This is a genomic window from Streptomyces sp. NPDC002054 (genome assembly GCF_040296685.1).
Classification (GTDB): Bacteria; Actinomycetota; Actinomycetes; order Streptomycetales; family Streptomycetaceae; genus Streptomyces.
Window position 1 is genome coordinate 41,871 of record NZ_JBEOXT010000024.1, and the last position, 24,040, is coordinate 65,910.

A 24,040-nucleotide genomic window follows, 5' to 3' on the forward strand; every position below is an offset into this window, starting at 1 on the left:
TCGGCACTTCGGCACTTCGGGAGGGAGCAGCGCCCCATGCGTCACCGGCACTTCCGGGACGGCCCGGCCCTGCTCCGCATCGGCACGGCGGTCGAGTCCTGCCCGGCCGTCGTGGCGGTCCCGCTGGAGATCCCTCTGGAGATCGCCGCTTCCTACCGGGCCAGGACCCGTGGCCTGCTCGGCCGGGACGGGATCGAGGGCGCCCTGCTGCTGACCCCCGCGGCGAGCGTGCACACCTTCCGGATGCGCTTCGCGATCGACGTGGCGTACCTGGACCGGGCCGGCACGGTGCTGGCCGTCACGACCATGCGGCCGGGCCGGCTGGGGCTGCCGCGGCTGCGGGCCCGCCGGGTACTGGAGGCGGAGGCGGGAACCATGGCCGCCTGGGGCATCCGGCCGGGCGTCCGCCTGCACATCGAGCCCGCCCCTGTCCGGGCGGACAGGACCACGCCCGGATCCACCCCGGACCCGGGCGACAGCGGCACCCAGCAGGGCCCTGGCCAAGCCCCGGCGCGGCCACGGTAAGTTGGGACGGTTGGGCAACGGGCGGGTTCGGGGAGCGGCGATGACGGAGAACGCGCAGCTGAAGGCGCTGGAACAGCTCATGCCCGCCACGCACGGGGCCGACGAGGACATCGACTGGCCCGCCGCCGAGGCCGTCTGGCGCACCCGCTTCCCCGCCGACTTCGTCGCCTTCATGGGCCGCTTCGGTGCCGGCACCATCAACGGCGAGGCGAGCATCCTGCTCCCGCTCCCCAAGCCGGGCCTGCAGTGGGACCCGGCCGAGATGGCCGAGGAGACCGAGAACGCCCGCCAGGCCTGGATGGCCGAGGGCGGACCCGCCGCCTTCGACATCGACCCGGAGTCGATCATCGCCTGGGGGGTGACCGGCGGGTCCGACATCCTGTGCTGGCTCACCACGGATCCCGACCCGGACCGCTGGCCGGTCCTGGTCTGCGGCCGGCACACCGCGGACACGTTCGCCGTCTATCCGTACGGCATGGCGGAATTCCTGTACCGCCTGTTCTCGGACGAGTTCGACGTGAGCCCGGTCAGTATCACTTTCTGGGACGGCGGGCAGCTCGGCTTCGTGCACTGGCGGAAGGCGCAGCGACGCTGGCAGGAAGGCCGTAACCCGGAAACGGGCGACCCGGACCCCTACGCCGGCGAGTTCCCGGCTTAACCTCGCCACCCCCTCAACTCCCGTTCCGCCCGGCGGAAACGGGCATTCGGCATTTCTACGCGCGTCCGAATTATGGATCACATATCGGAAAACACCAGCCGGAAAAGCCCCACTTGGAGCATTGCCCACAAGTGCCGCCCCCATGGAATCAACCACCCCGCCTTCAGGAGAGAATTCCGGCCATCGGGTCACCCTCCGGACACCGGACCCCGAAGCAACTCGTAAGTAACCAAAAGAAAACCAGGGGAATTCACCCGTGCGACGAAGAATCTTCGGGGCGGCAGCGAGCACGACCGCGTTCGGCCTCCTGATCGCTCTCTCCGGCTGCGGCAGCACCTCCGGCGACGGCGGCGACGCCACCCTCAAGCTCGTGGCCGCCGAGTACGGCACCACTCCGGAAACCAGTTCCAAGGCCTTCTGGGACAAAGTCACCGCCGATTTCACCGCCGAGCACCCCGGCATCAAGGTCGAGGTGAAGCTGCTGCCATGGGCCGACATCGACCGCGAGGTCGGCCGCCTGGTCAAGGCGGGCAAGGCTCCCGACATGGCGCTCATGGGCTCGTACTCGGACTTCGCGGCCCAGGGCAAGCTCTACCCGGCGGAGGAACTCCTCTCGGTCCGGGCGGAGGCGAATTTCCTGCAGCCCCTCGCCGAGGCCGGCTCCATCGGAAACACCCTCTACGGCCTGCCCTTCGTGGCGAGCAGCCGGCTGCTCTTCTACAACGAGAGCCTTTTCACCAAGGCCAAGGTCGCGCCGCCGAAGACCTGGAAGGAGCTGAAGAACGCCGCCGAGGCGCTGAAGCAGAAGGGCGTGAAGTTCCCGTACGCCCTGCCGCTCGGCCCCGAGGAGGCGCATGCGGAGGCGATGATCTGGGAGCTCAGCAACGGCGGCGGTTACGTCGACAGCAGCGGCAACTACAGCCTGGCCTCCGAGCAGAACGTCCAGACCTTCAAGTGGATCAAGGACGAGCTGGTCACCCCCGGTCTGGTCGGCCCGGTCCCGCCCGGCAGGTTCAACCGCCAGGACGCCTTCGACGCCTTCCTGCGCGGGGAGGTCGGCATGCTCAACGGCTACCCCTCGCTGGCCCACGCGGCCGAGGCCAAGGGCATCACCGTGCGCACCGTGGACATGCCCGTCAACGACGGACTGGGCGCCTCCGAGCGACCGCCCGCTGTCGGTGTGGCCGACTGGATGGTGGCCTTCAACCAGAACGACCACCGGAAGCAGATCGGCACGTTCCTGGACTTCCTCTACCAGGACAAGAACCTCTCCGACTTCGCCGGCCGGTACCACCTGCTCCCGTCCACGGTCAGCGCGTCGCGCACCCCCGCGGGCGGCGGCATCGACAAGGACGAGGAGCAGTTCCTGGCCGCGCTGCGCGGCGCCCAGCTGTACCCGGTGAACAACCCGAACTGGGTGACGGTCAGCGACACCATCAAGCGCAACATCGGGCGGGCCGTAGAGCCGGGCGCCGATGCCAAGGCCGTCCTCGAGGACATCGCGAACCAGTCCCGCGAGCAGACCAAGAAGCCCTGACCCGCTCGACCTGCTAGACCTGCTCGACCCGTACTTCCGGGCCCTCTTCCCTGGCTGATCCGGCACGCGATCCGAGTCCGCAGCCCCTTCGCCCGCACAGCGCCCACAAGGTGCTCGGGCGTGGCCCCTTTCTCACTTCTGGCTGAATGCCGTCCGGTACTGCGCGCAGTCCGCGTTCCACTTCAGCGTGCCGCCGACGGACCCGTGTCCGGACCGGGTGACCGACCATTCGGCCGTGTAGCCGCCCGTGTCGCAGGCGATCCGCTTGCCGCCGGGGAGCGTGGTGCGGCCGGTGGCCGGGCGGTCCTTGACGGTGCTGTGCACCTCGGCCGCCTTGGTGCGGTCCGCCGTCCACAGAGTGGCGTGCAGGACGACGGGGTGCCTGCCCTTCGACGCGAGCGCCGTCTTCAGCAGCGCCACATCGGAGACCCCCCAGGCGAACTCGAACTTCGGCTCCCAGGCAAGGGACTTGGGATCGGGCATCTCCCCCTCCGCGCCCCCGGCCCAGTCCTGGCCGCCCTTGGCGGCGGGACGGGGCACCATCGTGTAGACCACCCCGGGATGGAACCGGAGTTGTCCCTCCACCTTGTACGTCTTGTCCTTGGTCGAGCGCATCTTTTTCTCGCCGCCCGCGGGGTCCTGCAGGAACGCGGTTCCGTCGGCGGCGGAGGCCTCGACGAGCGCAGGAGCCAGTGCGGCCACGGCTGTTGCGAGGGCGAGAGCGGCGGTTTGAGTACGTTTCACACCGGGAGCAACGGGACCCTCCGGCGGCCCGGAACGACGCCGGGCGCGCATTCACCCGTACGGGAGCCGGAATATGACCGTGCGAACCCTGGTTGTGGACCGTCGAACGAGCCAAACGATCTAGGGGGGACCGAAATGAGCACGTACACGGGGACCGCGGGCATCAACGGCACGGTGGAGGCCGGCTGGGAGCCGGTCCGGGAGGAGTTCGCCTCCTTCATCGCGGGCGAGGCGCACTCCCCCGAGGCCCAGCTCGTGGTGGTCCACCAGGGCCGGCGCGTGGTCGACCTGTGGGCCGGCGAGGACACCGACGCGGACACCCTGTCCGGGGTCTACTCGATCACCAAGGGAGCCGTCCACCTGGTCGTGGCGCTGCTCGCGCAGGAGGGCGTACTGGACCTGGACCGTCCGGTGGTGGAGTACTGGCCCGAGTTCACCGGTGACGGCAAGGAGCAGCTGACCGTCCGGCAGCTGACCGCCCACGGCTCCGGGCTGATCAACACCCCGGAGGGCTTCTCGATCGAGGAGCTGGCGGACGACGCGCTGGTCGCGGCCCGGCTGGCCGGGCAGAAGCCGTACTGGACGCCCGGGACGGGGTACGGCTACCACGGCTTTGTGATCGGCGCGCTGACCGGCGAGGTGGTCCGGCGGGTGACCGGGAAGTCGCTCCAGGAGGTGTACGAGGAGCGGATCCGCGCGCCGTACGGCCTGGACCTGTACCTGGGCCTGCCGGAGGGGCTGCGGGACCGCTGGAAGCCGGTGCTGGCGGGGGTCCCGACGCCGGAGGGCGAGGCGGCCCAGGCGGCCTGGCCGGCCCCGCCGGAGCTGCTGCCCATCGCGTTCAACCTGCACCGCACCCCGCCGATGGACATCGTCGAGTACGGCAACCACCCCGCGGTCATCGCCCAGGGCCCGGGCGCGGCGGGCGGGATGGGCAGCGCCCGCGGCGTGGCCGGGCTGTACGCCGCCGCCCTGGGCGGGCTGCTGAAGCCGGAGACTCTCGTGGACGTGGCGCGGCTGCACACCCGGGGCACCGACCTGGTGACCGGTGAGACCGACCACTTCGGGCTGGGCTTCGAGACCCAGCCGCCGGTCGGCCCGCAGGCCTTCGGGCACAGCGGAGCCGCGGGCGGGCAGGCCTTCGCGGACCCGGTCACCGGGATCGCGTACGCCTACTCCCGCCGCCGGTTCACCTTCCCCATGCAGAACAACTCCCCGGAGAACCTGCGGTTCACCGCGGCGGCGCTGCGGGTGGCGGGGCAGTAGGCGAGGGCCGCGGGCGGGGCCGGGCCGCGTGTCACGGGGTGGTGCGGACCGGGAAGCCGGTCGGCCGGCCCTGTTCCTTCAGCCAGACCAGCACCCGGTCGAGGGCCTCGACGCTCTGCGAGCGGTTCCCGCCGCCGTCGTGGAACAGCACGGTCGGACCGTTCCTCAGCTCCGCCTTCACGGTGTCGACCTGCTGTTGCACCCCCGGGGCCCGGTAGTCCTTGCTGTCGGCGTTCCAGCCGAGCGGGCGCATTCCGTGGGCCGCGGCGATGCGCCGGCTGTCGGGGGTGAAGGCACCGCCGGGCGCCCGGTAGTACTCGACCTTCGCGCCCCCGCCGGCCGCTTCCTCGATCATCTTCTTGGCCTCCAGGATCTGCCGCTCCTGGTACTCCACGGGCTTCTTGTCCATGCCGGTGTCGTGGTCGACGGTGTGGTTGCAGAGCCGGTGCCCCTCGGCCACCACCCTCTTCACCAGGTCCGGGTGCTCGCCGGCCTGCGGCCCGACCATGCAGAAGACCGCCTTGACCTGGTGCCTCTTCAGCACGTCGAGGACCTTCGGGGTCCAGGTCGGGTCCGGGCCGTCGTCGATGGTGATGTTCACGGCGTTCCCGCCGGCCTCCGAGGCGTGTGCGATGCCCTCCGGCATCTGCGGGCCCTGGGGCGCCTGGGGAGCCCGGGGCGTCTCCGGACCGCGCCCCTGGCCCTCGTTCGCCACGCTCCCGCCCTTGCCGTCGGCAGCCGGACCGCTGTCGGCGAGGGCCGCCACTCCCCACACGGTGGCCGCAACCACCGCTGCCGAGGCGGCGACTGCTATTCGGGCGCGGGTGTCCTGGGTGATCTCCTTGAGCGTGCGCGCCATGAAGTATCCACTCCTCGTCCGGCTTGAGGTTCCGTCAGTCAGGACGTGGAGAACAGGCCAAGAGTTCCAGGCCATTCGGCCATAAATTCCAGATAATGGGGCGTTCACGACACAGCCCCCGGCGGATCCGTGGATCCACCGGGGGCTATGTGTTCAGAGGTACGGAGGTCAGCGCGCGACCGGCTCCGCGAGCTCGGCCGGCTCCTCCGCGGCGGGCGCCGCCGCGGCCGGACCGGCGCCGCGCAGCGGCACCTCCTTCACGAACCAGGCTGCCGCAAAGCCGAGAACGGCGATGGCAGCGCCCAGCAGGAAGGCGGAATGCGTGCCGGCGGCCACCGCGTGCTGGTACGCCTCCCGCACCGCCTCCGGCAGCTTCGCCAGGCTCGCCGCGTCCAGCTGCGCCGATCCGCCGGTGGCCGCGCCGCCCGCCTCGCCCAGCCGGTCCGTCATGGTGTCCTGCACCCGGCCGGTGAACAGGGAGCCCATCAGAGCCACTCCGAAGGAACCGCCGAGCGTGCGGAAGAGCGTGGCGGAGGAGGAGGCGACGCCCATGTCCTTCATCTCCACGCTGTTCTGGGCGACCAGCATGGTGATCTGCATCAGGAAGCCGAGGCCGGCACCGAGGACGGCCATGTAGATGCCCGACTCGAAGCGCGAGGTGCCGGTGTCCATCTGCGCGAGCAGGAACAGCCCGACCACCATCAGCGCGCCGCCCACGATGGGGAAGATCTTGTACTTGCCGCTGTTCGTGGTCACCCGGCCCGCCACCAGCGAGACCAGCATCATGGACAGCAGCATCGGGAGCAGCAGCAGACCCGAGTTGGTCGCGGACGCGCCCTGTACCGACTGCTGGAACAGCGGCAGGTAGAGGACGCCGCCGAACATGGCGAAGCCGGTGAGGAAGCCGATCACCGACATCAGGGTGAAGTTGCGGCTGCGGAAGATGTGCAGCGGCATGATCGGCTCGGCCGCGCGGCGCTCGACGGCCAGGAAGCCGGCGAGGGTCAGCACGCCGACGACGGCGAGGCCGATGATCTCCGCCGAGCCCCAGGCGTACTCGGTACCGCCCCAGGTGGTGACGAGCACGGTCGAGGTGATCGCCACGGTGAGCAGGGCGGCACCGAGGTAGTCGATCTTCGCCCGGGTCTTCGGGGTCTTGGGCAGGTGCAGTACGGCGGTCACCATGGCCAGCGCCACCGCACCCAGCGGCAGGTTGATGTAGAAGGACCAGCGCCAGCCCATGTGGTCGGTGATGGTGCCGCCGACCAGCGGTCCGCCGATCATGGCGAGGGCCATCACGCCGGCCATCATGCCCTGGTACTTGCCACGCTCCCGCGGCGGGATCAGGTCGCCGATGATCGCCATGACGCCGACCATCAGGCCGCCTGCGCCCAGGCCCTGGACGGCACGGAAGCCGATCAGCTGGCCCATGTCCTGGGCCATGCCGCTGAGTGCGGAGCCGATCAGGAAAATCACGATGGACGTGAGGAAGGTGCCCTTGCGTCCGTACATGTCGCCGAGCTTGCCCCAGATCGGGGTCGAGGCCGCGGTGGCGAGGGTGTAGGCGGTCACCACCCACGACAGGTGCTCCAGACCGCCCAGTTCACCCACGATCGTCGGCATGGCGGTACCGATGATCATGTTGTCGAGCATGGCCAGCAGCATGGCGATCATGAGCGCCAGGAGCACCACGCGCACACTGCGCGGCTTCACCTCCTTCGAGGTGTCCGCATCCACATCAACCACATCGCCAACGTCGGCCACGTCGCCACTCCCCACGATCCCGGGGGCTTACTTGCCGCCCGGCTAGTTCACTACACTGGGAAGGTAGACCCGCACTAGCCGGGCGTCAAGTAAGTAAGTGGGGAGAGCCATGTCCAGCAGTCCGCAGTCGCGCCGCGGGAACACGCGCCAGCGCATCCAGGACGTCGCTCTGGAGCTCTTCGCCGAGCAGGGATACGAGAAGACCTCCCTCCGCGAGATCGCGGAGCGGCTGGAGGTCACCAAGGCTGCGCTCTACTACCACTTCAAGACCAAGGAAGAGATCATCATTAGCCTCTTCCAGGACCTGACCCGGCCCATCGACGAGCTGATCACCTGGGCGGAGGCACAGCCACGCACCCTGGAGACCAAGCAGGAGATCCTGCGCCGTTACAGCACCGCGCTGTGCGGGGCGGCCCCGCTGTACCGCTTCATGCAGGAGAACCAGGCGACGATGCGCGAGCTGAGCATCGGCGAGACCTTCAAGCAGCGGATGTTCACGATGGTCGACCTGCTCCGCACGGACGGTGCCCCGCTCACCGACCAGGTCCGGTGCGTGAGCGCGCTGTTCACGATGCACGCCGGAATGCTGTTCCTGCAGCATGTGGAGGGTGACCAGGAGGAGAAGCGGATGGCCACGCTGGAGGTCGCCATCGACCTGATCACGCAGGCGCACCACGAGGCGTAGCGGGGGCGGGTGAGGGCGTCAGAGGCGGCGCTCGGATTCCTCGATGGGGACGTCGTTGATGCTGGCCTCACGCCGCCGCATCAGGCCGTCGTCGGCGAACTCCCACTGCTCGTTGCCGTGGCTGCGCCACCACTGGCCGTCCGCGTCGTGCCACTCGTACTCGAAGCGCACGGAGATCCGGTTGCCGGTGTAGGCCCAGAGCTCCTTGCGGAGCCGGTAGTCGAGTTCGCGCGCCCACTTCTCGGCAAGGAAGGAGCGGATCTCCTCCCGGCCTTGAAGGAACCGGTCGCGGTTCCGCCACACGGAGTCCTCGGTATAGGCGAGCGCGACCCGCTCGGGGTCACGGGTGTTCCATGCGTCCTCGGCGGCTTGGACCTTGGCGCGGGCGGTGTCTTCGGTGAAGGGCGGCAGGGGAGGTCGAGTCATGTGAACGCCTTCCGAATGAAAACCAAGAGAACGCTCGTTCTCCTACACATGGAAACACTACGAGAACGAGCGTTCTCACCGCAACCGCCGGGAGACTACCCTTCCCTCCATGGACGACGAAGAGGCCAGGACCCGACTGCTCGACACGGCAGAGGCGCTGTTCTATGCGCACGGCATCCAGGCCGTCGGCATGGACCGCATCCGCACCGCATCGGGCGTCCCGCTGAAACGGCTGTACCGGCTCTTCCCCGCCAAGGAATCCCTGGTCGCGGCCTACCTGGAACGCCGGGACCGCCGCTGGCTCGACTCCCTCCGCACAGCGGCCACCCGCCCCGCCACCCCCCTCGACAGGGTGCACGCGGTGTTCGACTGGCTGGCCGACTGGTTCACCGAGCCGGAGTTCCGCGGCTGCGCCTTCCTCAACGCGTACGGCGAACTCGGCCCGGCCGCACCGGAGATCGTCCACACCCACAAGACGGAACTCCGCAGGTTGCTGGCCGACCTGACGGAGGCTCCACCGGCCGTAGCCGACCAGCTGCTGATCCTGGTCGAGGGCGCCACGGTGGTCGCCGCCCTGACCCCCGGCCGCGAGCCGGCCCTGCGAGCGCGCGAGATGGCAGACCTGCTGCTCACACATGAGCAGCGCTAGCCCAGCGCCGCGCTCAGCCCTCAACTCGACTGGGGAGACGGGTTGTAGACGGGTGGAGTGTACGCGGGCCACGGCTCGGTGGACGGCGGGTGCCAGCCCTTGTCCTCCGGGACGGCGTGCGGCTACGAGGCCCCGCGGGGGAACGTGATCTCCACGCGCCGGTTCTTCTTGCGGCCCTCTTCCGTCTTGTTGTCCGCGATCGGGTAGTCCTCGCTGTAGCCGCGGATGTCGAACATGACGGACGGATTGGTCACCGTCTTCGCCAGCTCCCGCTGCACCGAGTCGGCGCGCTTCTTGGAGAGCACCTTGCCGTGTTCGTAGCTGCCCTGGTCGTCGGTGAATCCGAACACCCGGACGCGGGTGGCCTTCTGCTGGTTGATCTCCTGGCCGATGGCCTGGATGCGGGCCGAGGCCTGGGCGTTGAGGACATCACTGTCCTCGGGGAACAGCACCTCGGCCTGAAGGGCCATCATCACGGTCTGATTGGTCTCCTGCCGCCGCTGCTCACCCCCGAGGTCCTCGACGACCTCGGCAATGTCCAGCACCTTGGGCGCGGCAAGGACGCCGCCCTGAGGCATCTTGAGGCCGGGCGAATTGGAGTCGATGGCAACGGGCGGCGCAGCCGAGGGCTCGGTCCCGGGCGGCGCGGTCGGATCGTCGGCGTGGGCGCTGGCCGCACCGATGAAGTGGGCCCCGGCGATGACCAGGCCGACTATGGCGGTGGCGGCGGATGCGCGGTGGCGTGTGGTCATGGGGTCACCCGGAGATCTTGATGGCTACCGTGGCGAATGTGGGCAGGCCGAAGTCGACCTCTGTCGTGCCGGACGGCGGCGAGGGGAACTGCGCCGTCACAGGAACTGAGCCTCCCGCGTCAATGGACAGGATGGAAGTCGTGCACAGGCACCGCCCCTCCGTGTCCCTGAGTACGTAGTAGCGCTTCTTGCCCGCCCGGTCGACCAGGGTGGCCCCTGCGATCGAGTTGGGGCTTGCGTTCTTTTCGGTGCCGCGCCAGATCTGGGTCTGCACGTACTTGCCGGAGCCGTTGTTCTTGATCTTGCCGTTGACGGTGACGAAGCCCCCCGGGTCCCGGACGGCCGAGTTGATCTCCATGACCAGGGATTCCGGCCCGTTCGACGTCGCGATGACCTCTTCCACAGCCGTACTCGGCGTGTTGGGCGCGGGGTTCCGCGTGCCGGCCGATCCCTGGGACGCCGGGTTGCTGGGCTGCGCAGCCTTCGGCTTCTCGTCGTCGCCGATTCCGCACCCGGCCAGAGTGAGCGTCAGGACCGCCGCGACCACTATGGGCGCTGCCCTGCCGACCTTCGCCGTCTGCCGAATGCTCATCTGCTCCGCTTCCTTGTCTCTCGTTGCGCCATCAGCCGTCCAGCCTCACCTTGAAGAGTCTGCGCGCCAGCTCCGCCGGCTCCCCCGGGTCCAGGGGATCAAGCTTGAAGTCTTTCCCGTCCTCGCACACGAAGTTGACCGGATCGGGAACGGGTGGAGTCGTCGGATTCGGCGTGGGCGACGGCGTGACCGTCTCCGTCGGCGCGGGGCCAAGAGTGCAGCGCGGCTCGATGACGGCGGTGGCTGTGGCGACGGCGTACGTGCTCTCCGTCCCCGGAACGACCGAGTTGCCCACCGCACGGTTCGTCCGTACATCAACGGTGAAGCGGGGAAGCGCCGATTCACATCCGGTGACGGAGGCATCGTTCTGCGCGGCAAAACTGCCTGCCTCCGCGCACGCCGCGCCCACGTCGAAGTAGTCGCCGTCGAGGAGTTCGCCCCAGTCGTCCGGAGTGAGATCGTCCAGCACCAGCCCCGTGAAAACGCCGTCCCGCGCCTCGCGTGCGGCTGCCAGTGCAGCCGCATCGGCGGCCCCTTGGCCGTCGCTGCGAGCCGCCCCTGCAAACCCGACGACGAACAGGGCAAACGCGGCGAAGAGCAGACCGGCCACCACGACAACGTAGAGGGGGAAGGTCTGCCCTCGGTCCCGCTCGCCCGTCGCGGGCGGCCTCAACCCGTGATGTCGGCGACCGCCTGAACGATGGCCGCTGAAATGCGGTCCCCAACCCCCGACGCGAGGATCGCGCCGATGATCAGCACGACCACCACGACGATCCCCAGGTACTCGAAGGCCGTTTGGCCCTCGTCCCTGCCCTTCAAACGGTGCCACTTGAGGTTCCGCATGGGGGCCCCCTCCAGATCCGGTCCCGCTGTCGACTCGCGGACGGTACTCAGTCGCACCCGCGCTTGCAAAGGGTCCTGGGACCCATCTACGGACCCACTGCGCACTGCGTCTACCCATGGCCCACCGCCCCGGAACGGATCGTTCCCAGCCACCGGGCTATCGCCTCGCTGCGGCTCGCGCTCTGGAGCTTCGCGAAGATGCGGTTGATGTGGTTCTTGACCGTTTTCTCGCTGATGAAGCAGGTGGCGGCGATCTGTTGGTTTGTCATTCCGGACGCGATCAGGTCCATCACCTCCACCTCCCTCGAACTCAGCCCGAAATTCGTGTGGTTGGGGGCTCGCTCCGAAGACTGTGCCACAATTCGTTGCGCCTGCGAAGACCCCCGCCGCCGCAGCTCCGCCAGTACCACGCTCGCCGCCGTCGGGGTGAAGTGCGGGCGGCCCTCGTGGACGTCGCGGACCGCGCGGGTCAGGTCCTCCGGGGTGAATTCGCCGTGCAGCAGGTAGCCGTTCGCGCCCAGCAGCAGCGTCTCGCGGACCACGTCCGGCTCCCGGCTGGACGTCAGCATCAGGACCGCCGCCAGCTGGACCAGGTGCGGCAGTGCCGAGATGCCGTCCACGCCCGGCAGGCGGACGTCCAGCAGGACCACGTCCGGGCGGTGGCGGCGCGTCAGGGCCAGGGCGTCGCCGCCGTTGGTGGCCTGGGCGATCACCCGGAGGTCGGGGTGCGGGGACAGCAGCGCGGCCAGGCCCGCCCGGATGACCGGGTTGTCGTCGGCGATGAGGATCCGGATCGGTGCCGGCGTCGGCGTCCGCGTACGCGGCGGCATCAGCGGGCACCCAGCATTGCGCCGAAATCGATGTCCGCGCCGTACACGAACCCGCCGATCAGCAGGATCATCGTGCCGGGCAGCATGAACGTGGTCACCACGAAGGTGGCCTTCGGAACAGCCCGGGCGGCGCGGCGCCGCGCGTTCTGGGCGTCCGTACGGCGCATGTCCTCGGCGATCGCGATCAGGGTGTCGACGATGGGTGAGCCGAGTTCCTCGCCCTGCTGGAGCGCGGTCACGAACTGGGCGACCTGTTCGCTGTCGTTGCGCCGGCGCAGCTCGTCGAAGGCCTGGCGGCGGCTGACGCCCATGTCCATCTGCTGGAGGGTGATGCGGATTTCGTCCGACCAGGGGCCCTCGTACTTGTCGGCGACCCGCTCCAGGGCGGGCCGGAAGCCCAGCCCCGCGCTGACGACCACCGCCAGGACGTCGAGGAAGTCCGGCAGGGTCCGCTCGATGTGGTCCCGGCGGACGCGGATCGCCGACCACAGGCCCGCCTCGATCCAGAACAGCCCGAAGGCGACCATGATCAGGGCGAGGACCAGCCGGCCGTTGAGCAGCATCGCGAAGGCGCCGGCCGCGCCCAGTGCCCCGTACACGGCGCGGCGTGCGGCGTAGCGGTCGAGGGTCAGGCCGGCCGGGTTGCCCGCCATGTCGATCTGGCGGCGTTTTTTCGCCACCCGCTTGGGGCCCATCAGGCGCAGGACCAGCGGGGCGTACCGGATGCCCATCCGGTCGATGACCGAGCCCACGGCCGTGGTGCGGGTAGCTCCGACCTCCAGGGCGAGGGCGAGGTCGGTGGGGAGTTTGGTCTCCGAGCGGTAGAGGCGGAGGCCGTGGAAGGCTCCGAGGACGGAGAGGGCCATCAGGAGGGCCAGCAGCAGGCCGGCGATCGGCACGGTCATCAGCGGTCGGCCCCTCAGACTTCGATCTTCGACAGACGGCGGATGGAGACGAAGCCGAGGGCGAACAGCCCGAGCGCGGCCAGGACCGCGAGCTGGCCGGCGACGGAGCCGGTCATCCGGTCCAGGGCGCCCGGCATCAGGGTGTCGACCAGCAGCAGTGAGCCCAGGCCGATGAACGGCATCAGGTAGGCGGTCACGGTGACCTGGGACAGCTGGGTGCGGACCTCGCGGCGGGTCTCCTTCCGCTGTTCCAGGGTGACGGTCAGATTGCGGAGGCTGCCGACGATCGCGCCGCCCGCGCGGGCGGACAGCACCAGGGTGGAGACCAGGACCACGAGCTCGCGGGAGGGCAGGCGCTCGGTGAGTTCGCCGAGTGCCTCGTCGATGGAATGGCCGACGGCCAGCCGGTTCGCGACCCGGCCGAGCTCCTCGCCCGCCGGGGCCTCCAGCTCCTCCGCGGCCATCCCGATGGCGGTACGGAGGGCCAGTCCGGCCTGGGTGGCGTTGGCCAGGATCCGGGCCAGTTCGGGGAGCTGGTTGATGAAGCGCTCCGTACGCCGGGCCCGCTGCCAGTTGAGGAAGGCGTTCGCCGACCACAGGCCGATCAGGCCGGCCACCGGGCCGAAGAAGGGCGCCAGCAGGGCGGCGGCGATCAGCCAGACCGCGGCCACCGAGGCGGTCATGTAGACGAAGAACTCGCCCGGGGTGAGGTCCAGGCCGGTGGCGGCCAGCTTCAGCTCGATCCGGCGGCCGGGGGCGGTGCCGCGCAGGCGCCGGTCCAGGGAGCGGAACCGGCGGCGGCGGCCGGCGTCTTCCGGTTCCCCGCTCGCGGAGAGGCGTTCGATGAGCGCGGCACGCTGGGCGCGGCCCTTCGCGTAGGCGTGGACGCCCAGGACGAGCAGCACGCAGGCGAGGAGCGTGGCGACGAGGGTCAGGAGTACGGGCTGGGTCACAGGGCGATCCGGGTGGTGAGCTGGTCCTCGGTGGCGGCGACCCCGAAGGCCTGCGGGATCGGCTGGTTGTTCATGTAGAGGCGTTCGGCGATGCGGCGGGGCAGCGGGTAGTACTCGAAATAGCCGTGGACGCGTCCGTCGGCGCTGAGCGGCTGGGCGGCGAACCGGCAGACCGTGATGATCCGGAAGGGCTCGCGGCCGTGCGAGTCGAGGATGGAGATCTCGGTGATCCGGCGGGAGCCGTCGGCGAACCGGGTGAGCTGGACGACCACGTTGACGGCGCTGTTGATCTGGTCCTGGAGGGCTTCGAAGGGGACCTCGACCTCGGACATCGAGGCGAGGGTCTGGAGCCGCATCAGGGCGTCCTCGGCGCTGTTCGCGTGCACGGTGGCGAGGGAGCCGTCGTGGCCGGTGGACATGGCCTGGAGCATGTCGAGGGTCTCGCCGCCGCGGACCTCGCCGACGACGATCCGGTCGGGGCGCATCCGGAGGGAGTTGCGGACCAGGTCGCGGATGGTGATCCGGCCCTTGCCCTCGACGTTGGGGGGCCGGGATTCCAGCCGGATGACGTGGGACTGCTGGAGCTGGAGTTCCGCCGAGTCCTCGATGGTGATGATGCGTTCGCCCTCCGGGATCAGGCCGGAGAGGGCGTTGAGGAGGGTGGTCTTGCCGGTGCCGGTGGCGCCGGACACGATCACGTTCATCTTCGCCTGCACCAGTCCGGAGAGGAGCAGCAGCATCTGCTCGTCGAGGGAGCCGAGGGCGATCATCTCGGGCAGGGTGAAGGCGCGCGGGAAGCGGCGGATGGTGAGGGTGGCGCCGGTCAGGGAGAGCGGCGGAATGATCACGTTGACGCGTTCGCCGGTGGGGAGGCGGGCGTCGACCATCGGATTGGCCTCGTCCACGCGGCGGTTGACGGCGGAGACGATGCGCTCGATGGTCTGCATGAGCTGCTCGTGGGAGGCGAAGCGGAGCGGGAGCTGCTCGACGCGGCCGGCTCGTTCCACGTAGATGTGGTCCGGTCCGTTGACCATGATCTCGGAGATGGAGGGGTCTTCGAGGAGGGGTTCGAGCACGCCGAGGCCGAGGGCTTCGTCGACGACCCGGCGGATCAGCTGGGCGCGCTCCGCGGTGGAGAGGACGGGGCCTTCGCGGCTGATGATGTGGCCGAGGACGCGTTCGAGGCGGGCGCGGCGCTCGGTCGGCGCGAGCGCCGACATTTCGGCGAGGTCGATCTCCTCGAGGAGTTTGGCGCGGTAGGAGGAGACCAGGCGGCCGTCCTCGCGGGGGCTGTGGCGGTCGTCGGGGGTGTTGACCCTGGATCGCAGGCTCATGGCAGGTCCGGCCCCCTTACGGATTCGGGTTCGGGTCGTCGTTGGGCATGGTGGCGGTGCGTGTTCGTTGCTCGAAGCTGAGGCCGGGCACGATGGAGTTGACCTGGATGGTCACGGTGGCGGTGAGGGCGTCCCCGCCTCCGACGACGACGGTGGAGCCGCTCTGGAGGCCTTCCTTGATGGCGGCCATTCCGGCGGCCTGGCCGGCCGGGATGCCCTCCAGGGAGGCGGTACGGGCGGCCACGCGCGCGGCGTTCTCGGCCTGCTGCTCCACATAGGCGATCCAGCCGAGCTGGATGCCGGCAAGCCCGATGAGCAACAGAATCGGCAGAAACGCCAGATACTCCAACGCCACCTGCCCCCGATCCGCCCGCGCCCGGCGGCCCCGGCGAATCCCCGGCTCCGCCCGGAGCCCGCGCACGCTGCCGGGTGCGTCCCCTTTGAGGAGCATCAGTTGGACTCCTTTTCCATGGCCGCGCCCGCTTCGCCCGTGATCTGGGGGCCCAGGTTCAGGCCCGGCAGGAGGATCGGGATCTGGAGTCGGACCGAGACCCGGTACAGGCCCGTGGCGGGCGGGGCCGGGCAGTCGGCGGTGGTTTCCCAGGAGCCCGGGATGTGTTCCCCGGCCGCCGCGGCGCAGGCGGCGGGGTCGCGGGTGACCGCGCCCGCTCTGGCCGCCTCGTCCGCCGCGTTGCCCGCCAGGGAGAACGCGTACCCGATCAGCACGCACTGCCAGACCGCCATGATCAGCAGCACGATGAACGGCAGCATCCCGGCGAACTCCACGGCGACCTGCCCGCGGTCGCGGGCCGGCCTGTTCACGGCGGGTCTGGGCATGGGGTCAGCCCTCCCGGGTCGGGCGTCGTAGCCAGGAGCCGAGCGCGCCCCGGTCGGACCGGTCGGACCGGTCGGCCCGGTCGCCCCGGGCGGCGCCGCGCGTCCGGGCGACCGGGCCCGCCGCGCGCAGGGCCAGGGTGGCGCCGGGGGCGGCTGCCTGGCCCGGCGGAGGGGTGTCCTCCGGGCTGCGGAGCAGGCCGAGTTCGCCGGCCAGGGTCCACAGGGCCTGCTTGACCGCCGAGCGGTTGTCGAGGTCCTGGACCCGGCCCGCGTCGACCACGGACTGGAGTTCCTTGAAGTTCGCCGGGACCGGGGTGCGGGTGGCCCGGGTCTTGGTGATCTTCTCGATCAGGGAGGGCTGTATCTCGGTGTGCTTGGTCCAGCGGTTGACCACCATCGTGGTGTCCTCCGCCTTGCGGACCTGGAGCCGCTCCCACATCCGGACCGTCCGCTTGGCCGCGCGGACCGCGACCACGTCCGGGGTGGTGACCAGGACGGCCACGTCGGCGCGTTCCACGGTGGCGGCGCCCGCCGCGGACAGCTGGCTGCCGCAGTCCACGACCACCAGGTCGTAGCGGTGCCGCAGGGCGGTGACGATCAGCCGGGCGGCCCGTTCGTCGACCTCCTCCCCGCGTTCGCCGTCGGCGGGTGCCAGCAGCAGGGCGAGCCCGGTGGGGTGCTCGTACACGGCGTCGCCGAGCACCCGCGGGGAGATGTCCTGGATGCCGGCCAGGTCGGCGATCGACCGCCGGAACTGCACGTCCAGGTAGGAGCCGACGTCGCCGGCCTGGAGGTCCATGTCGACCAGGGCCACGCGCCGCCCGGCGGCGACCGCGGCGAGGGCGAACTGGACCGCGCAGAAGGTGGTGCCGACCCCGCCCTTCGCGCCGGTGACGGTGGCGACCCGGCCGGTGCCGGGTCCCGTGAAGACATCCCCGCCGGTGCTCCGGCCCAGGTGGCGGCGGACGCCGGCGGCCCATTGGGCGGCGCCCTGGACGCGGGCGGAGAGTTCCTCGTAGGCCAGCGGCAGCCCGACCAGACCGCGGGCGCCGGAGTCCATGGCGGCGGAGAAGAGGGCCGGGCCGGCGTCCGAGGACACCAGGACCACGCCCACCGGCGGGAAGCGGAGGGCGACCTCGCGGATCAGGTCGAGGGCGGGCAGCGGCCCGATCCGCTCGTGGACGAGGACCACCTCGGGCAGGGCGTCCACGGACTCGGCGGCCAGCCGGGCCAGGGTGTCCAGGAGGGTGGTGGAGTCCGGGACCGGGGCGGCCGGCTCGGCGGCGGGGAGCTGCCCGAGCAGGGTGACGAGGACGCGGGCGGCGTCCGGGTCGGAGACGGCCGGAAGGATGCGGGTGCCGGGGGTGCTGGGGGTGGTCATGCCGGCCTCACTTGTCCCCGTCGAGGGTGTACCAGCGGTCGGCGGGCGGGACGGATCCCTCGGTGCCGGGGGGCAGCAGGGCCAGCCGGACGTGTTCGGCGAAGGACTCGGCGTAGGCCACCCGGTTGACGTCCTTGTTGCCGAGGGCGAACGTGATCGGCACGGCTTCGGCGGTGCCGGTGCCGGTGCCCTTGCGGTCGCCGTTCTTCTCCACCGGGGTGAGCCGGCCGACTTCGATGACCCGGGCGTTGACCACGATGATCACGGACCGGTCGGGGTCGGTGGCCCGTTTGCCCTTGAAGGTCGCGGTGATGTTGACCCGGTCGCCCGGGCGGATCTTCCCGGCGACTCCGGTGGACGGGTCGATCATGATGGCGATCTCCTGTTCGCCCGCCTGGAGTTTGGGGCGGTCCACGACCATGTCGGACTGGAGCAGTGAGCCCTTCTTGAGGCCGGTGACCGCGATCTTCCCCTGCACCGTGCCGAGATCGGTCACGGCGGTCGGCGGTCGCCACCGCTCGGGGATCTTCACCTGCTCGAACCTGCTGCCGTCCAGCGGGGTGTAGGGAGCTATATCGCTCTTGACCCGGTAGGCGACGACCTCGGGCCCGACCTTCGAGTTGACCTCGCCGATCACCGAGATCACCCCGGCGAGGGCGCCGAGGGCGCACAGGACCGAGAGGAGCAGCAGGATGACGCCGCGGCGCTGGCGTGAGTTCATGAGCCGGGGACCTCGTCGTTCGTGGGTCAGGAGCGTGGGTCAGGTTCTGGAGAGTGCCGGGATCGGGGTGGCGCAGAAGCCGCAGCGGTCGCCGATGAGTTCGAGGCCGCACCATCGGCATTCCTCGCGGCGGACGGAGGCGACGAGCTGGTAGAGGACCGCGATGTCGGGGATGGCCGCGGCGAACTCGATCAGCTTGGGGGTGCCCCACCAGGCCGGTGAGTCGGCGGGCAGCGGGTTCTCCAGCACGCCCTGGACCTGCCAGGCGGGGGCCAGTTCGGCGGCGACCCAGTCTCCGGGGAGCTGGCCGCGGGCGAAGCTGAGGTGGGTGGCGAAGCCGGGGCCGGGCGGGAGGACGGCTCCCGGTCCGAGTTTCACCAGGTGGGGTGTGGGGTTGGCCAGTACGGCGAACTGGGCGCCGGACACCCAGGAGCGGGCGTGGGCCTTGAAGTCGACGGGGACCCGGTCGAGTTTGGCCACACTGCCGAGCAGCGCGCCGGCATGGATGTAGTGGGACAGCAGCCGGGCGGCGGAGGCAATGATTCCGGGGCTGAAATCGCACACCGTGAGCTGGCGGAGCTGACGGACCAGCAGGGCGGTGGCGAGCGGCGGCAGATCGATGCCGAGCAGCGCGATCCGGTCGGTTTCCAGGATGGCGCGTACGGTGTGCAGCCGGCGGACGACGGGGGCGGGCAGCCAGGACGGTACGACGACCAGCAGGTGGCCGTTCCCGTCCAGCAGGGCGGCGGTTTCGGCGAGCGCCTGCTCCAGATCGAGCCGTTCGGGCGGGTGCAGCACGGCGGCCGACGGGGTGTGCCGGTCGGGGGCGGGAAGCACCAGGTCTGCGCTGGTGACAGCGATGGCGGTCGGCACGCGAATCCCCCTGTTCCCCGTACTCCCCCGGCCACCGCCGGGACTGGTCCCTGTGGTTGCCGCGTACGCGCATGCTGCGCGACCGCAAACGATCGACGCTCCCCCGGCTGCCGCCGGGAGGTGCCCCCACCCCTCCTGCCTCAGCACTTTATCCGCGTCCTCCCTGGCAGGGCAGGGCCTTGTCGATTCCCATGCGCAGGACGCAGGTCACAGGTGGCCAAAAACCCGGACAAGCAGGAAGGGAACTCCAATGGTTTTCAGCCACTTTGCAAAGACTCTTGACAGCGGGATTGGTCTGGACCACCTTGGCTGCGGGATCCCCCACACCCCCCTCCCACTCCCCCTCCCCCCCACCGGAGCCATACGTGAACCGCAGACGCTCCCTCGCCCTGCTGGGCGCCGCCACCCTCACCGCGACCGGCCTCACCGCCATCGTCACCGGCACCGCACAGGCCGCCGACGTCAACGTCGCCCGCAACGGCGGCTTCGAGTCCGGCCTCGCCAACTGGAGTTGCACCGGCGGCAGCGGCACCGCCGTCTCCGCCCCGACGTACGCGGGGGCCGGCGCCCTCAAGGCCACCCCGAGCGGGCAGGACAACGCCCGCTGCAGCCAGACCGTCACGGTCAAGCCGAACTCCACCTACACACTGAGCACCCAGGTGCAGGGCAGTTACGTGTACCTGGGCGCGAGCGGAACCGGAACCCAGGACGTCTCCACCTGGACCCCCGGCTCGGGCGGCGGCTGGCAGAAGCTGTCGACCACCTTCTCCACCGGCCCCAACACCACCCAGGTCACCGTCTACACCCACGGCTGGTACGGCCAGCCCGCCTACCACGTGGACGAGTTCTCCGTCTTCGGCCCGGACGGCGGCGGGGGCACCGACCCCGGCCCGTCGATCCCCGGCGCACCCGCCGGACTCGCGGTTTCCGGCCAGAGCGCCAGCACGCTCACCCTTTCGTGGAACGCGGTCTCCGGCGCCACCGGCTACCACGTCTACCGGGACGGCTCCCGGGTGGCCACGGTCACCGGCGCCACCACCCAGCTCACCGGTCTGGCCCCGTCGACCACCTACTCCCTCCAGGTGAGCGCGTACAACCAGGCGGGTGAAGGACCGAAGTCGGCCCCGGTCAGCGGCACCACGGCGCCCGACACCGGCAACCCGGGCAATCCGGCCGTACCCCGGCACGCGGTCACCGGCTACTGGCAGAACTTCAACAACGGGGCCACCGTCCAGCGGCTCTCGGACGTCCAGGCGCAGTACGACATCATCGCGGTCTCCTTCGCCGATGCCACCACCACGCCCGGGGCCATCACCTTCAACCTCGACTCGGCGGGCCTCGGCGGCTACACCGTCGCCCAGTTCAAGGCGGACATCGCGGCGAAGAAGGCGGCCGGAAAATCGGTCATCCTCTCGATCGGCGGCGAGAAGGGGACCATCACGGTCAACGACTCGGCCTCCGCGAACAACCTGGCCAACTCGGCGTACGCGCTGATGCAGGAGTACGGCTTCAGCGGGATCGACATCGACCTCGAGAACGGGCTCAACGCCACCTATATGACCCAGGCGCTGCGCTCGCTCTCCCAGAAGGCCGGGCCCTCGCTGGTCATCACCATGGCCCCGCAGACCATCGACATGCAGTCGACCTCGAACGCCTACTTCCAGACGGCGCTCAACATCAAGGACATCCTCACCGTCGTCAACATGCAGTACTACAACAGCGGCTCGATGCTGGGCTGCGACGGCAAGGTCTACTCCCAGGGCTCGGTGGACTTCCTCACCGCGCTGGCCTGCATCCAGCTGGAGGGCGGCCTCGCCCCCTCCCAGGTGGGCCTGGGCCTGCCCGCCTCGCCCAGCGGCGCGGGCAGCGGCTACGTCGCGCCGACCGTGGTCAACAACGCCCTGGACTGCCTGACCCGCGGGACGAACTGCGGCTCCTTCAAGCCGTCCAAGACATACCCGGCGCTGCGCGGGGCGATGACCTGGTCGACGAACTGGGACGCGAAGGCCGGCAACGCCTGGTCCAACGCGGTGGGCCCGAAGGTGCACTCGCTCCCGTAGCGGAGCCTGCCGTGGCCGCATAGCGGGCATGTGTGGGGGTGGCCGGTTTCCGGTCCTTGACCGGTCCATGCCAGAAGCGCACGCTGTGCGCGTCCGCACGGCTACCCCCACACTCCCGACCCAGGAGATCGCATGCGGCTACACACCCGCCGGAGGTCCGTCGTCACGGCGGCCCTGCTGGCGCTCGCGCTCGGCGCACCCGCCTACGGCATGAGCGCCACCGCATCGGCGCCGCCGAGCCCGTCCACGGCCACCCAGGACGAGGCGATCGTCCAGTACCGGATCCACGGGCCGTCCACCGTCGCCGACCGGACGGCGCTCGCCCGCACCGGAGTCTCGATCGACGAGGTGGACGACCACACCGTGGTCGTCAGCGCCGACACCATGCAGGCCAAGAAGCTGCGCGCGCTCGGCTACAAGTTGACTGCTCTGGCCGGACCCCCCGACCGGTCGCTGCCCGGGATCGCAGCCACCCCCATGGACTTCCCCTCGGCCGACTCCAGGTACCACAACTACGCCGAGATGAGCGCCGAGATCGACCAGCGCATCGCCCAGTACCCGAACATCATGAGCAAGCGGGTGATCGGAAAGTCCTACCAGGGCCGCGATCTGGTCGCCATCAAGATCAGTGACAACGTCGGCACCGACGAGGCCGAGCCCGAGGTGCTCTTCACGCACCACCAGCACGCCCGCGAGCACCTGACCGTCGAGATGGCCCTGTACCTGCTGCGCGAGTTCGGCGAGGACTACGGCACCGACTCGCGGATCACCAATATGGTCAACGGCCGCGAGATCTGGATCGTCCCGGACCTCAACCCGGACGGCGGCGAGTACGACATCGCCACCGGCTCCTACCGGTCCTGGCGCAAGAACCGGCAGCCCAACTCCGGCTCCTCGTACGTGGGCACCGACGAGAACCGCAACTGGAACTACAAGTGGGGCTGCTGCGGCGGCTCCAGCAGCAGCAAGAGCTCCGAGACCTACCGCGGTGCAGCCGCCGAGTCGGCCCCCGAGGTGAAGGTCGTCTCGGACTTCGTCCGCAGCCGGGTGGTGGGCGGCAAGCAGCAGATCAAGGCCGCCATCGACTTCCACACGTACAGCGAGCTGGTGCTGTGGCCGTTCGGATACACCTACAACGACACCGCCCCCGGCCTGACGGCCGACGACCTGGGCGCCTTCAAGGCCGTCGGCCAGAAGATGGCGGCCAGCAACGGTTACACCGCCGAGCAGTCCAGTGACCTCTACATCACGGACGGCACCATCGACGACTGGCTGTGGGGCAACCAGAAGATCTTCGGCTACACCTTCGAGATGTACCCGGAGAGCGCGGGCGGCGGCGGCTTCTACCCGCCCGACGAGGTGATCGAGCGCGAGACCAGCCGGAACCGGGACGCGGTGCTCCAGCTGCTGGAGAACGCGGACTGCATGTACCGGTCCATCGGCAAGGAATCGCAGTACTGCGTCTGAGCCGTGCACCGATCGGGGCGCCCCACCGCCAGGGGGGCGCCCCCTTCGCGTCCGGTATCGGCGTCCGGTATCGGCGTCCGGTGTCAGCCCAGCGCCGCCAGCGCGTCGATCTCGATCAGCAGACCGGCCGGTAGGCCCACGTACACGGTGGTCCGGGCGGCCGGCGGGGCCTGGAGGGCCTGCTCCTCGAAGTAGGCGTTGTAGAGCTCGTTCATCTCGGCGAAGTGGTCCGTGTCGGTCAGGTAGACGCGGATCATCATCACGTCGTCCCAGGTCGCACCGCCCGCCTCCAGCACCGACCGGACGTTCTCCAGCGTCTGGAGCGTCTGCTCGCGCAGGGTCGGCCCGGCGGGCGTCGGCGGCCGGCCCTCGACGTGCGGGAGGAAGCCGACCTGGCCGGCGACCTGGAGCAGGTTCCCCCTGCGCACCCCGTGCGAGAACCTGGCCGGCGGGGTGGTGTGGGTAGCGGGTGTGACAGCAGTCTTCTCGGTCTTCTCGGTCTTCTCGCTCACGCGGTCTCTCCTGAGTAGTCGTTGCCGATGGCCTCGGCGGTGCGGAGCACCTGGGGCAGCAGTGCCAGCAGCTCCTCGCCCGTGACGACCATGCTGGGCGCCGACACGGAGACGGCCGCCACGACCCGCCCGCCGGGCCCGCGCACGGGCGCGCCCACGCAGTTGACGGACTCCTCGTGGCCGCCGAGGTCGGCGGCCCAGCCCTGGGCCCGTACGAGGTCCAGCTCGCGGAGGAAGGACTCCGCGTCCGGGGTCGAGCGGGCGGTGTAGCGGGGGTAGTCGATCCGCTCGGCCAGGGCCCGCCGTTCGGTGTCGTCCAGGTCGGCGAGGAGCACCTTGGCGACGGCAGCGACGGTGAGCGGGACGGGCCGGCCGATGCGGGAGTACATGCGGACGGGGTAGCGGCTGTCGACCTTGTCCACGTACAGGACCTCGTCGTCCTGGTGCAGGGCGAGGTGCACGGTGTGGCCGGTCTGTGCGTTGAGGGCGGCGAGGTGGGGGTGGGCGATCTCGCGGATGTCCAGGTTCTCCACCGCTTCGGCGGCCAGGGCGAACAGCCGGGCGCCGAGGCGGTAGCGGCCGTCGGCCTGGCGGTAGACGAGGCCGTGTTCGTGCAGGGTCCGCAGCAGGCGCAGCGCGGTGCTCTTGTGCACGTCCAGGGCCTGCGCGACCTCGCCGAGGCCGGTGGGGCCCTGGGCGAGGACCGGCAGGATCCGGAGCGCCCGCTCCACCGACTGGCTCATGCCGTGTCCGCTCCTGTTTCCGGCTGGGCGCGGCGTTGACCCGCCGTCACCTTGGATGTTAGACAGCACTGAGCGGCATCCGCAACGACCGTTGCACAGAGCGCAACACGCAATACCCCGGGAG

At 70.2% G+C, this 24,040-nt stretch carries 27 protein-coding genes; 8 read left to right on the forward strand and 19 right to left on the reverse strand.

Annotation, left to right across the window (positions count from 1 at the left end; translation table 11 throughout):
- The first annotated feature begins 36 nt into the window (after positions 1-36).
- The 3 genes from ABT123_RS22105 (at position 37) to ABT123_RS22115 (ending at position 2,720) form a co-directional block, all read left to right on the forward strand.
- A complete protein-coding gene (locus tag ABT123_RS22105; RefSeq protein ID WP_351317279.1) occupies positions 37-525 on the forward strand; it encodes a DUF192 domain-containing protein in 489 nt (162 codons plus the stop codon).
- 40 nt (positions 526-565) lie between these two features.
- Positions 566-1,183, forward strand: coding sequence for an SMI1/KNR4 family protein (locus tag ABT123_RS22110; protein WP_351317282.1), 618 nt, complete (start codon positions 566-568; stop codon positions 1,181-1,183).
- Positions 1,184-1,439: 256 nt separating this feature from the next.
- Complete coding sequence (locus ABT123_RS22115; protein ID WP_351317285.1) at positions 1,440-2,720, forward strand: ABC transporter substrate-binding protein; 1,281 nt, start codon at positions 1,440-1,442, stop codon at positions 2,718-2,720.
- Positions 2,721-2,852: 132 nt separating this feature from the next.
- Here ABT123_RS22115 and ABT123_RS22120 read toward each other — a convergent pair whose 3' ends face one another.
- Entirely contained in the window at positions 2,853-3,464 is a 612-nt protein-coding gene (locus ABT123_RS22120; protein ID WP_351317288.1) for a hypothetical protein, read from the reverse strand.
- A gap of 135 nt (positions 3,465-3,599) precedes the next feature.
- Here ABT123_RS22120 and ABT123_RS22125 point away from each other — a divergent pair, with 135 nt between their 5' ends.
- Positions 3,600-4,730: a serine hydrolase domain-containing protein gene (locus ABT123_RS22125; protein WP_351317291.1), complete on the forward strand. Its 1,131-nt coding sequence runs from the start codon at positions 3,600-3,602 to the stop codon at positions 4,728-4,730.
- 31 nt (positions 4,731-4,761) lie between these two features.
- Here ABT123_RS22125 and ABT123_RS22130 read toward each other — a convergent pair whose 3' ends face one another.
- Complete coding sequence (locus ABT123_RS22130; protein WP_351317293.1) at positions 4,762-5,589, reverse strand: polysaccharide deacetylase family protein; 828 nt, start codon at positions 5,587-5,589, stop codon at positions 4,762-4,764.
- Positions 5,590-5,757: 168 nt separating this feature from the next.
- Entirely contained in the window at positions 5,758-7,353 is a 1,596-nt protein-coding gene (locus ABT123_RS22135; protein ID WP_351317296.1) for an MDR family MFS transporter, read from the reverse strand.
- A gap of 109 nt (positions 7,354-7,462) precedes the next feature.
- Between ABT123_RS22135 and ABT123_RS22140 the strand changes: the two genes are divergently transcribed.
- Positions 7,463-8,038 (forward strand): TetR/AcrR family transcriptional regulator, encoded by a 576-nt coding sequence (locus tag ABT123_RS22140; RefSeq protein ID WP_351317299.1) that lies wholly within the window; start codon positions 7,463-7,465, stop codon positions 8,036-8,038.
- Positions 8,039-8,056: 18 nt separating this feature from the next.
- On the opposite strand, the gene ABT123_RS22145 is transcribed toward ABT123_RS22140, so the two are convergent.
- The gene (locus ABT123_RS22145; RefSeq protein ID WP_351317302.1) at positions 8,057-8,464 is read right to left on the reverse strand and encodes a nuclear transport factor 2 family protein; all 408 of its coding nucleotides are present in this window, start codon (positions 8,462-8,464) and stop codon (positions 8,057-8,059) included.
- Between the two features lie 109 nt (positions 8,465-8,573).
- On the opposite strand from ABT123_RS22145, the gene ABT123_RS22150 reads away from it, so the two are divergent.
- A complete protein-coding gene (locus ABT123_RS22150) occupies positions 8,574-9,113 on the forward strand; it encodes a TetR/AcrR family transcriptional regulator (RefSeq protein ID WP_351317305.1) in 540 nt (179 codons plus the stop codon).
- Positions 9,114-9,235: 122 nt separating this feature from the next.
- Here ABT123_RS22150 and ABT123_RS22155 read toward each other — a convergent pair whose 3' ends face one another.
- The 13 genes from ABT123_RS22155 to ABT123_RS22215 all read right to left on the reverse strand — a co-directional run bounded on the left by ABT123_RS22155 (position 9,236) and on the right by ABT123_RS22215 (position 19,134).
- A complete protein-coding gene (locus ABT123_RS22155; protein ID WP_351317308.1) occupies positions 9,236-9,865 on the reverse strand; it encodes an OmpA family protein in 630 nt (209 codons plus the stop codon).
- A 4-nt stretch (positions 9,866-9,869) separates the two neighbouring features.
- Entirely contained in the window at positions 9,870-10,457 is a 588-nt protein-coding gene (locus ABT123_RS22160) for a hypothetical protein (RefSeq protein WP_351317311.1), read from the reverse strand.
- Positions 10,458-10,488: 31 nt separating this feature from the next.
- The gene (locus tag ABT123_RS22165; RefSeq protein WP_351317314.1) at positions 10,489-11,067 is read right to left on the reverse strand and encodes a hypothetical protein; all 579 of its coding nucleotides are present in this window, start codon (positions 11,065-11,067) and stop codon (positions 10,489-10,491) included.
- Positions 11,068-11,126: 59 nt separating this feature from the next.
- Positions 11,127-11,300: a hypothetical protein gene (locus tag ABT123_RS22170; RefSeq protein ID WP_351317317.1), complete on the reverse strand. Its 174-nt coding sequence runs from the start codon at positions 11,298-11,300 to the stop codon at positions 11,127-11,129.
- A gap of 110 nt (positions 11,301-11,410) precedes the next feature.
- A complete protein-coding gene (locus ABT123_RS22175; RefSeq protein WP_351317320.1) occupies positions 11,411-12,130 on the reverse strand; it encodes a response regulator in 720 nt (239 codons plus the stop codon).
- The gene (locus tag ABT123_RS22180) at positions 12,130-13,035 is read right to left on the reverse strand and encodes a DUF5936 domain-containing protein (RefSeq protein WP_351317323.1); all 906 of its coding nucleotides are present in this window, start codon (positions 13,033-13,035) and stop codon (positions 12,130-12,132) included. Before ABT123_RS22180 ends, ABT123_RS22175 begins: the two co-directional genes overlap by 1 nt.
- Before the next feature lie 14 nt (positions 13,036-13,049).
- Positions 13,050-13,988: a type II secretion system F family protein gene (locus ABT123_RS22185; RefSeq protein ID WP_351317326.1), complete on the reverse strand. Its 939-nt coding sequence runs from the start codon at positions 13,986-13,988 to the stop codon at positions 13,050-13,052.
- Positions 13,985-15,322 carry a TadA family conjugal transfer-associated ATPase gene (locus tag ABT123_RS22190; protein ID WP_351317329.1) on the reverse strand — a complete coding sequence of 446 codons (1,338 nt, stop codon included), beginning with the start codon at positions 15,320-15,322 and terminating at the stop codon, positions 13,985-13,987. Before ABT123_RS22190 ends, ABT123_RS22185 begins: the two co-directional genes overlap by 4 nt.
- Before the next feature lie 16 nt (positions 15,323-15,338).
- Positions 15,339-15,773 (reverse strand): TadE/TadG family type IV pilus assembly protein, encoded by a 435-nt coding sequence (locus tag ABT123_RS22195; protein ID WP_351317331.1) that lies wholly within the window; start codon positions 15,771-15,773, stop codon positions 15,339-15,341.
- Entirely contained in the window at positions 15,773-16,159 is a 387-nt protein-coding gene (locus tag ABT123_RS22200) for a TadE family protein (protein ID WP_351317334.1), read from the reverse strand. The genes ABT123_RS22195 and ABT123_RS22200 overlap by 1 nt, the downstream gene beginning before the upstream one ends.
- A 4-nt stretch (positions 16,160-16,163) precedes the next feature.
- Entirely contained in the window at positions 16,164-17,540 is a 1,377-nt protein-coding gene (locus tag ABT123_RS22205; RefSeq protein WP_351317336.1) for a CpaE/TadZ family protein, read from the reverse strand.
- A gap of 7 nt (positions 17,541-17,547) precedes the next feature.
- Positions 17,548-18,261, reverse strand: a complete 714-nt coding sequence (gene cpaB, locus ABT123_RS22210) for a Flp pilus assembly protein CpaB (RefSeq protein ID WP_351317339.1) — start codon at positions 18,259-18,261, stop codon at positions 17,548-17,550.
- A gap of 39 nt (positions 18,262-18,300) precedes the next feature.
- Complete coding sequence (locus ABT123_RS22215) at positions 18,301-19,134, reverse strand: hypothetical protein (RefSeq protein WP_351317341.1); 834 nt, start codon at positions 19,132-19,134, stop codon at positions 18,301-18,303.
- A 365-nt stretch (positions 19,135-19,499) separates the two neighbouring features.
- Here ABT123_RS22215 and ABT123_RS22220 point away from each other — a divergent pair, with 365 nt between their 5' ends.
- Complete coding sequence (locus ABT123_RS22220; RefSeq protein WP_502971016.1) at positions 19,500-21,194, forward strand: chitinase; 1,695 nt, start codon at positions 19,500-19,502, stop codon at positions 21,192-21,194.
- Between the two features lie 132 nt (positions 21,195-21,326).
- Positions 21,327-22,661, forward strand: a complete 1,335-nt coding sequence (locus ABT123_RS22225) for a M14 family metallopeptidase (protein ID WP_351317344.1) — start codon at positions 21,327-21,329, stop codon at positions 22,659-22,661.
- An 83-nt stretch (positions 22,662-22,744) separates the two neighbouring features.
- On the opposite strand, the gene ABT123_RS22230 is transcribed toward ABT123_RS22225, so the two are convergent.
- Both ABT123_RS22230 and ABT123_RS22235 read right to left on the reverse strand, forming a co-directional pair.
- A complete protein-coding gene (locus tag ABT123_RS22230) occupies positions 22,745-23,173 on the reverse strand; it encodes a RidA family protein (RefSeq protein WP_351317347.1) in 429 nt (142 codons plus the stop codon).
- Positions 23,170-23,916 carry an IclR family transcriptional regulator gene (locus ABT123_RS22235; protein WP_351317350.1) on the reverse strand — a complete coding sequence of 249 codons (747 nt, stop codon included), beginning with the start codon at positions 23,914-23,916 and terminating at the stop codon, positions 23,170-23,172. The genes ABT123_RS22230 and ABT123_RS22235 overlap by 4 nt, the downstream gene beginning before the upstream one ends.
- Between the last annotated feature and the right edge of the window lie 124 nt (positions 23,917-24,040).

Excerpts from the sequence above, each read along its gene's own strand:
- ABT123_RS22200 (WP_351317334.1), bottom strand. The coding sequence starts at position 16,159 with ATGCCCAGACCCGCCGTGAACAGGCCGGCCCGCGACCGCGGGCAGGTC.
- ABT123_RS22125 (WP_351317291.1), top strand. The coding sequence starts at position 3,600 with ATGAGCACGTACACGGGGACCGCGGGCATCAACGGCACGGTGGAGGCC.
- ABT123_RS22105 (WP_351317279.1), top strand. The coding sequence starts at position 37 with ATGCGTCACCGGCACTTCCGGGACGGCCCGGCCCTGCTCCGCATCGGC.
- ABT123_RS22195 (WP_351317331.1), bottom strand. The coding sequence starts at position 15,773 with ATGCTCCTCAAAGGGGACGCACCCGGCAGCGTGCGCGGGCTCCGGGCG.
- ABT123_RS22180 (WP_351317323.1), bottom strand. The coding sequence starts at position 13,035 with ATGACCGTGCCGATCGCCGGCCTGCTGCTGGCCCTCCTGATGGCCCTC.
- ABT123_RS22160 (WP_351317311.1), bottom strand. The coding sequence starts at position 10,457 with ATGAGCATTCGGCAGACGGCGAAGGTCGGCAGGGCAGCGCCCATAGTG.
- ABT123_RS22190 (WP_351317329.1), bottom strand. The coding sequence starts at position 15,322 with ATGAGCCTGCGATCCAGGGTCAACACCCCCGACGACCGCCACAGCCCC.
- ABT123_RS22225 (WP_351317344.1), top strand. The coding sequence starts at position 21,327 with ATGCGGCTACACACCCGCCGGAGGTCCGTCGTCACGGCGGCCCTGCTG.
- ABT123_RS22145 (WP_351317302.1), bottom strand. The coding sequence starts at position 8,464 with ATGACTCGACCTCCCCTGCCGCCCTTCACCGAAGACACCGCCCGCGCC.
- ABT123_RS22170 (WP_351317317.1), bottom strand. The coding sequence starts at position 11,300 with ATGCGGAACCTCAAGTGGCACCGTTTGAAGGGCAGGGACGAGGGCCAA.
- ABT123_RS22205 (WP_351317336.1), bottom strand. The coding sequence starts at position 17,540 with ATGACCACCCCCAGCACCCCCGGCACCCGCATCCTTCCGGCCGTCTCC.
- ABT123_RS22150 (WP_351317305.1), top strand. The coding sequence starts at position 8,574 with ATGGACGACGAAGAGGCCAGGACCCGACTGCTCGACACGGCAGAGGCG.
- ABT123_RS22140 (WP_351317299.1), top strand. The coding sequence starts at position 7,463 with ATGTCCAGCAGTCCGCAGTCGCGCCGCGGGAACACGCGCCAGCGCATC.
- ABT123_RS22235 (WP_351317350.1), bottom strand. The coding sequence starts at position 23,916 with ATGAGCCAGTCGGTGGAGCGGGCGCTCCGGATCCTGCCGGTCCTCGCC.
- ABT123_RS22110 (WP_351317282.1), top strand. The coding sequence starts at position 566 with ATGACGGAGAACGCGCAGCTGAAGGCGCTGGAACAGCTCATGCCCGCC.
- cpaB (WP_351317339.1), bottom strand. The coding sequence starts at position 18,261 with ATGAACTCACGCCAGCGCCGCGGCGTCATCCTGCTGCTCCTCTCGGTC.
- ABT123_RS22130 (WP_351317293.1), bottom strand. The coding sequence starts at position 5,589 with ATGGCGCGCACGCTCAAGGAGATCACCCAGGACACCCGCGCCCGAATA.
- ABT123_RS22175 (WP_351317320.1), bottom strand. The coding sequence starts at position 12,130 with ATGCCGCCGCGTACGCGGACGCCGACGCCGGCACCGATCCGGATCCTC.
- ABT123_RS22155 (WP_351317308.1), bottom strand. The coding sequence starts at position 9,865 with ATGACCACACGCCACCGCGCATCCGCCGCCACCGCCATAGTCGGCCTG.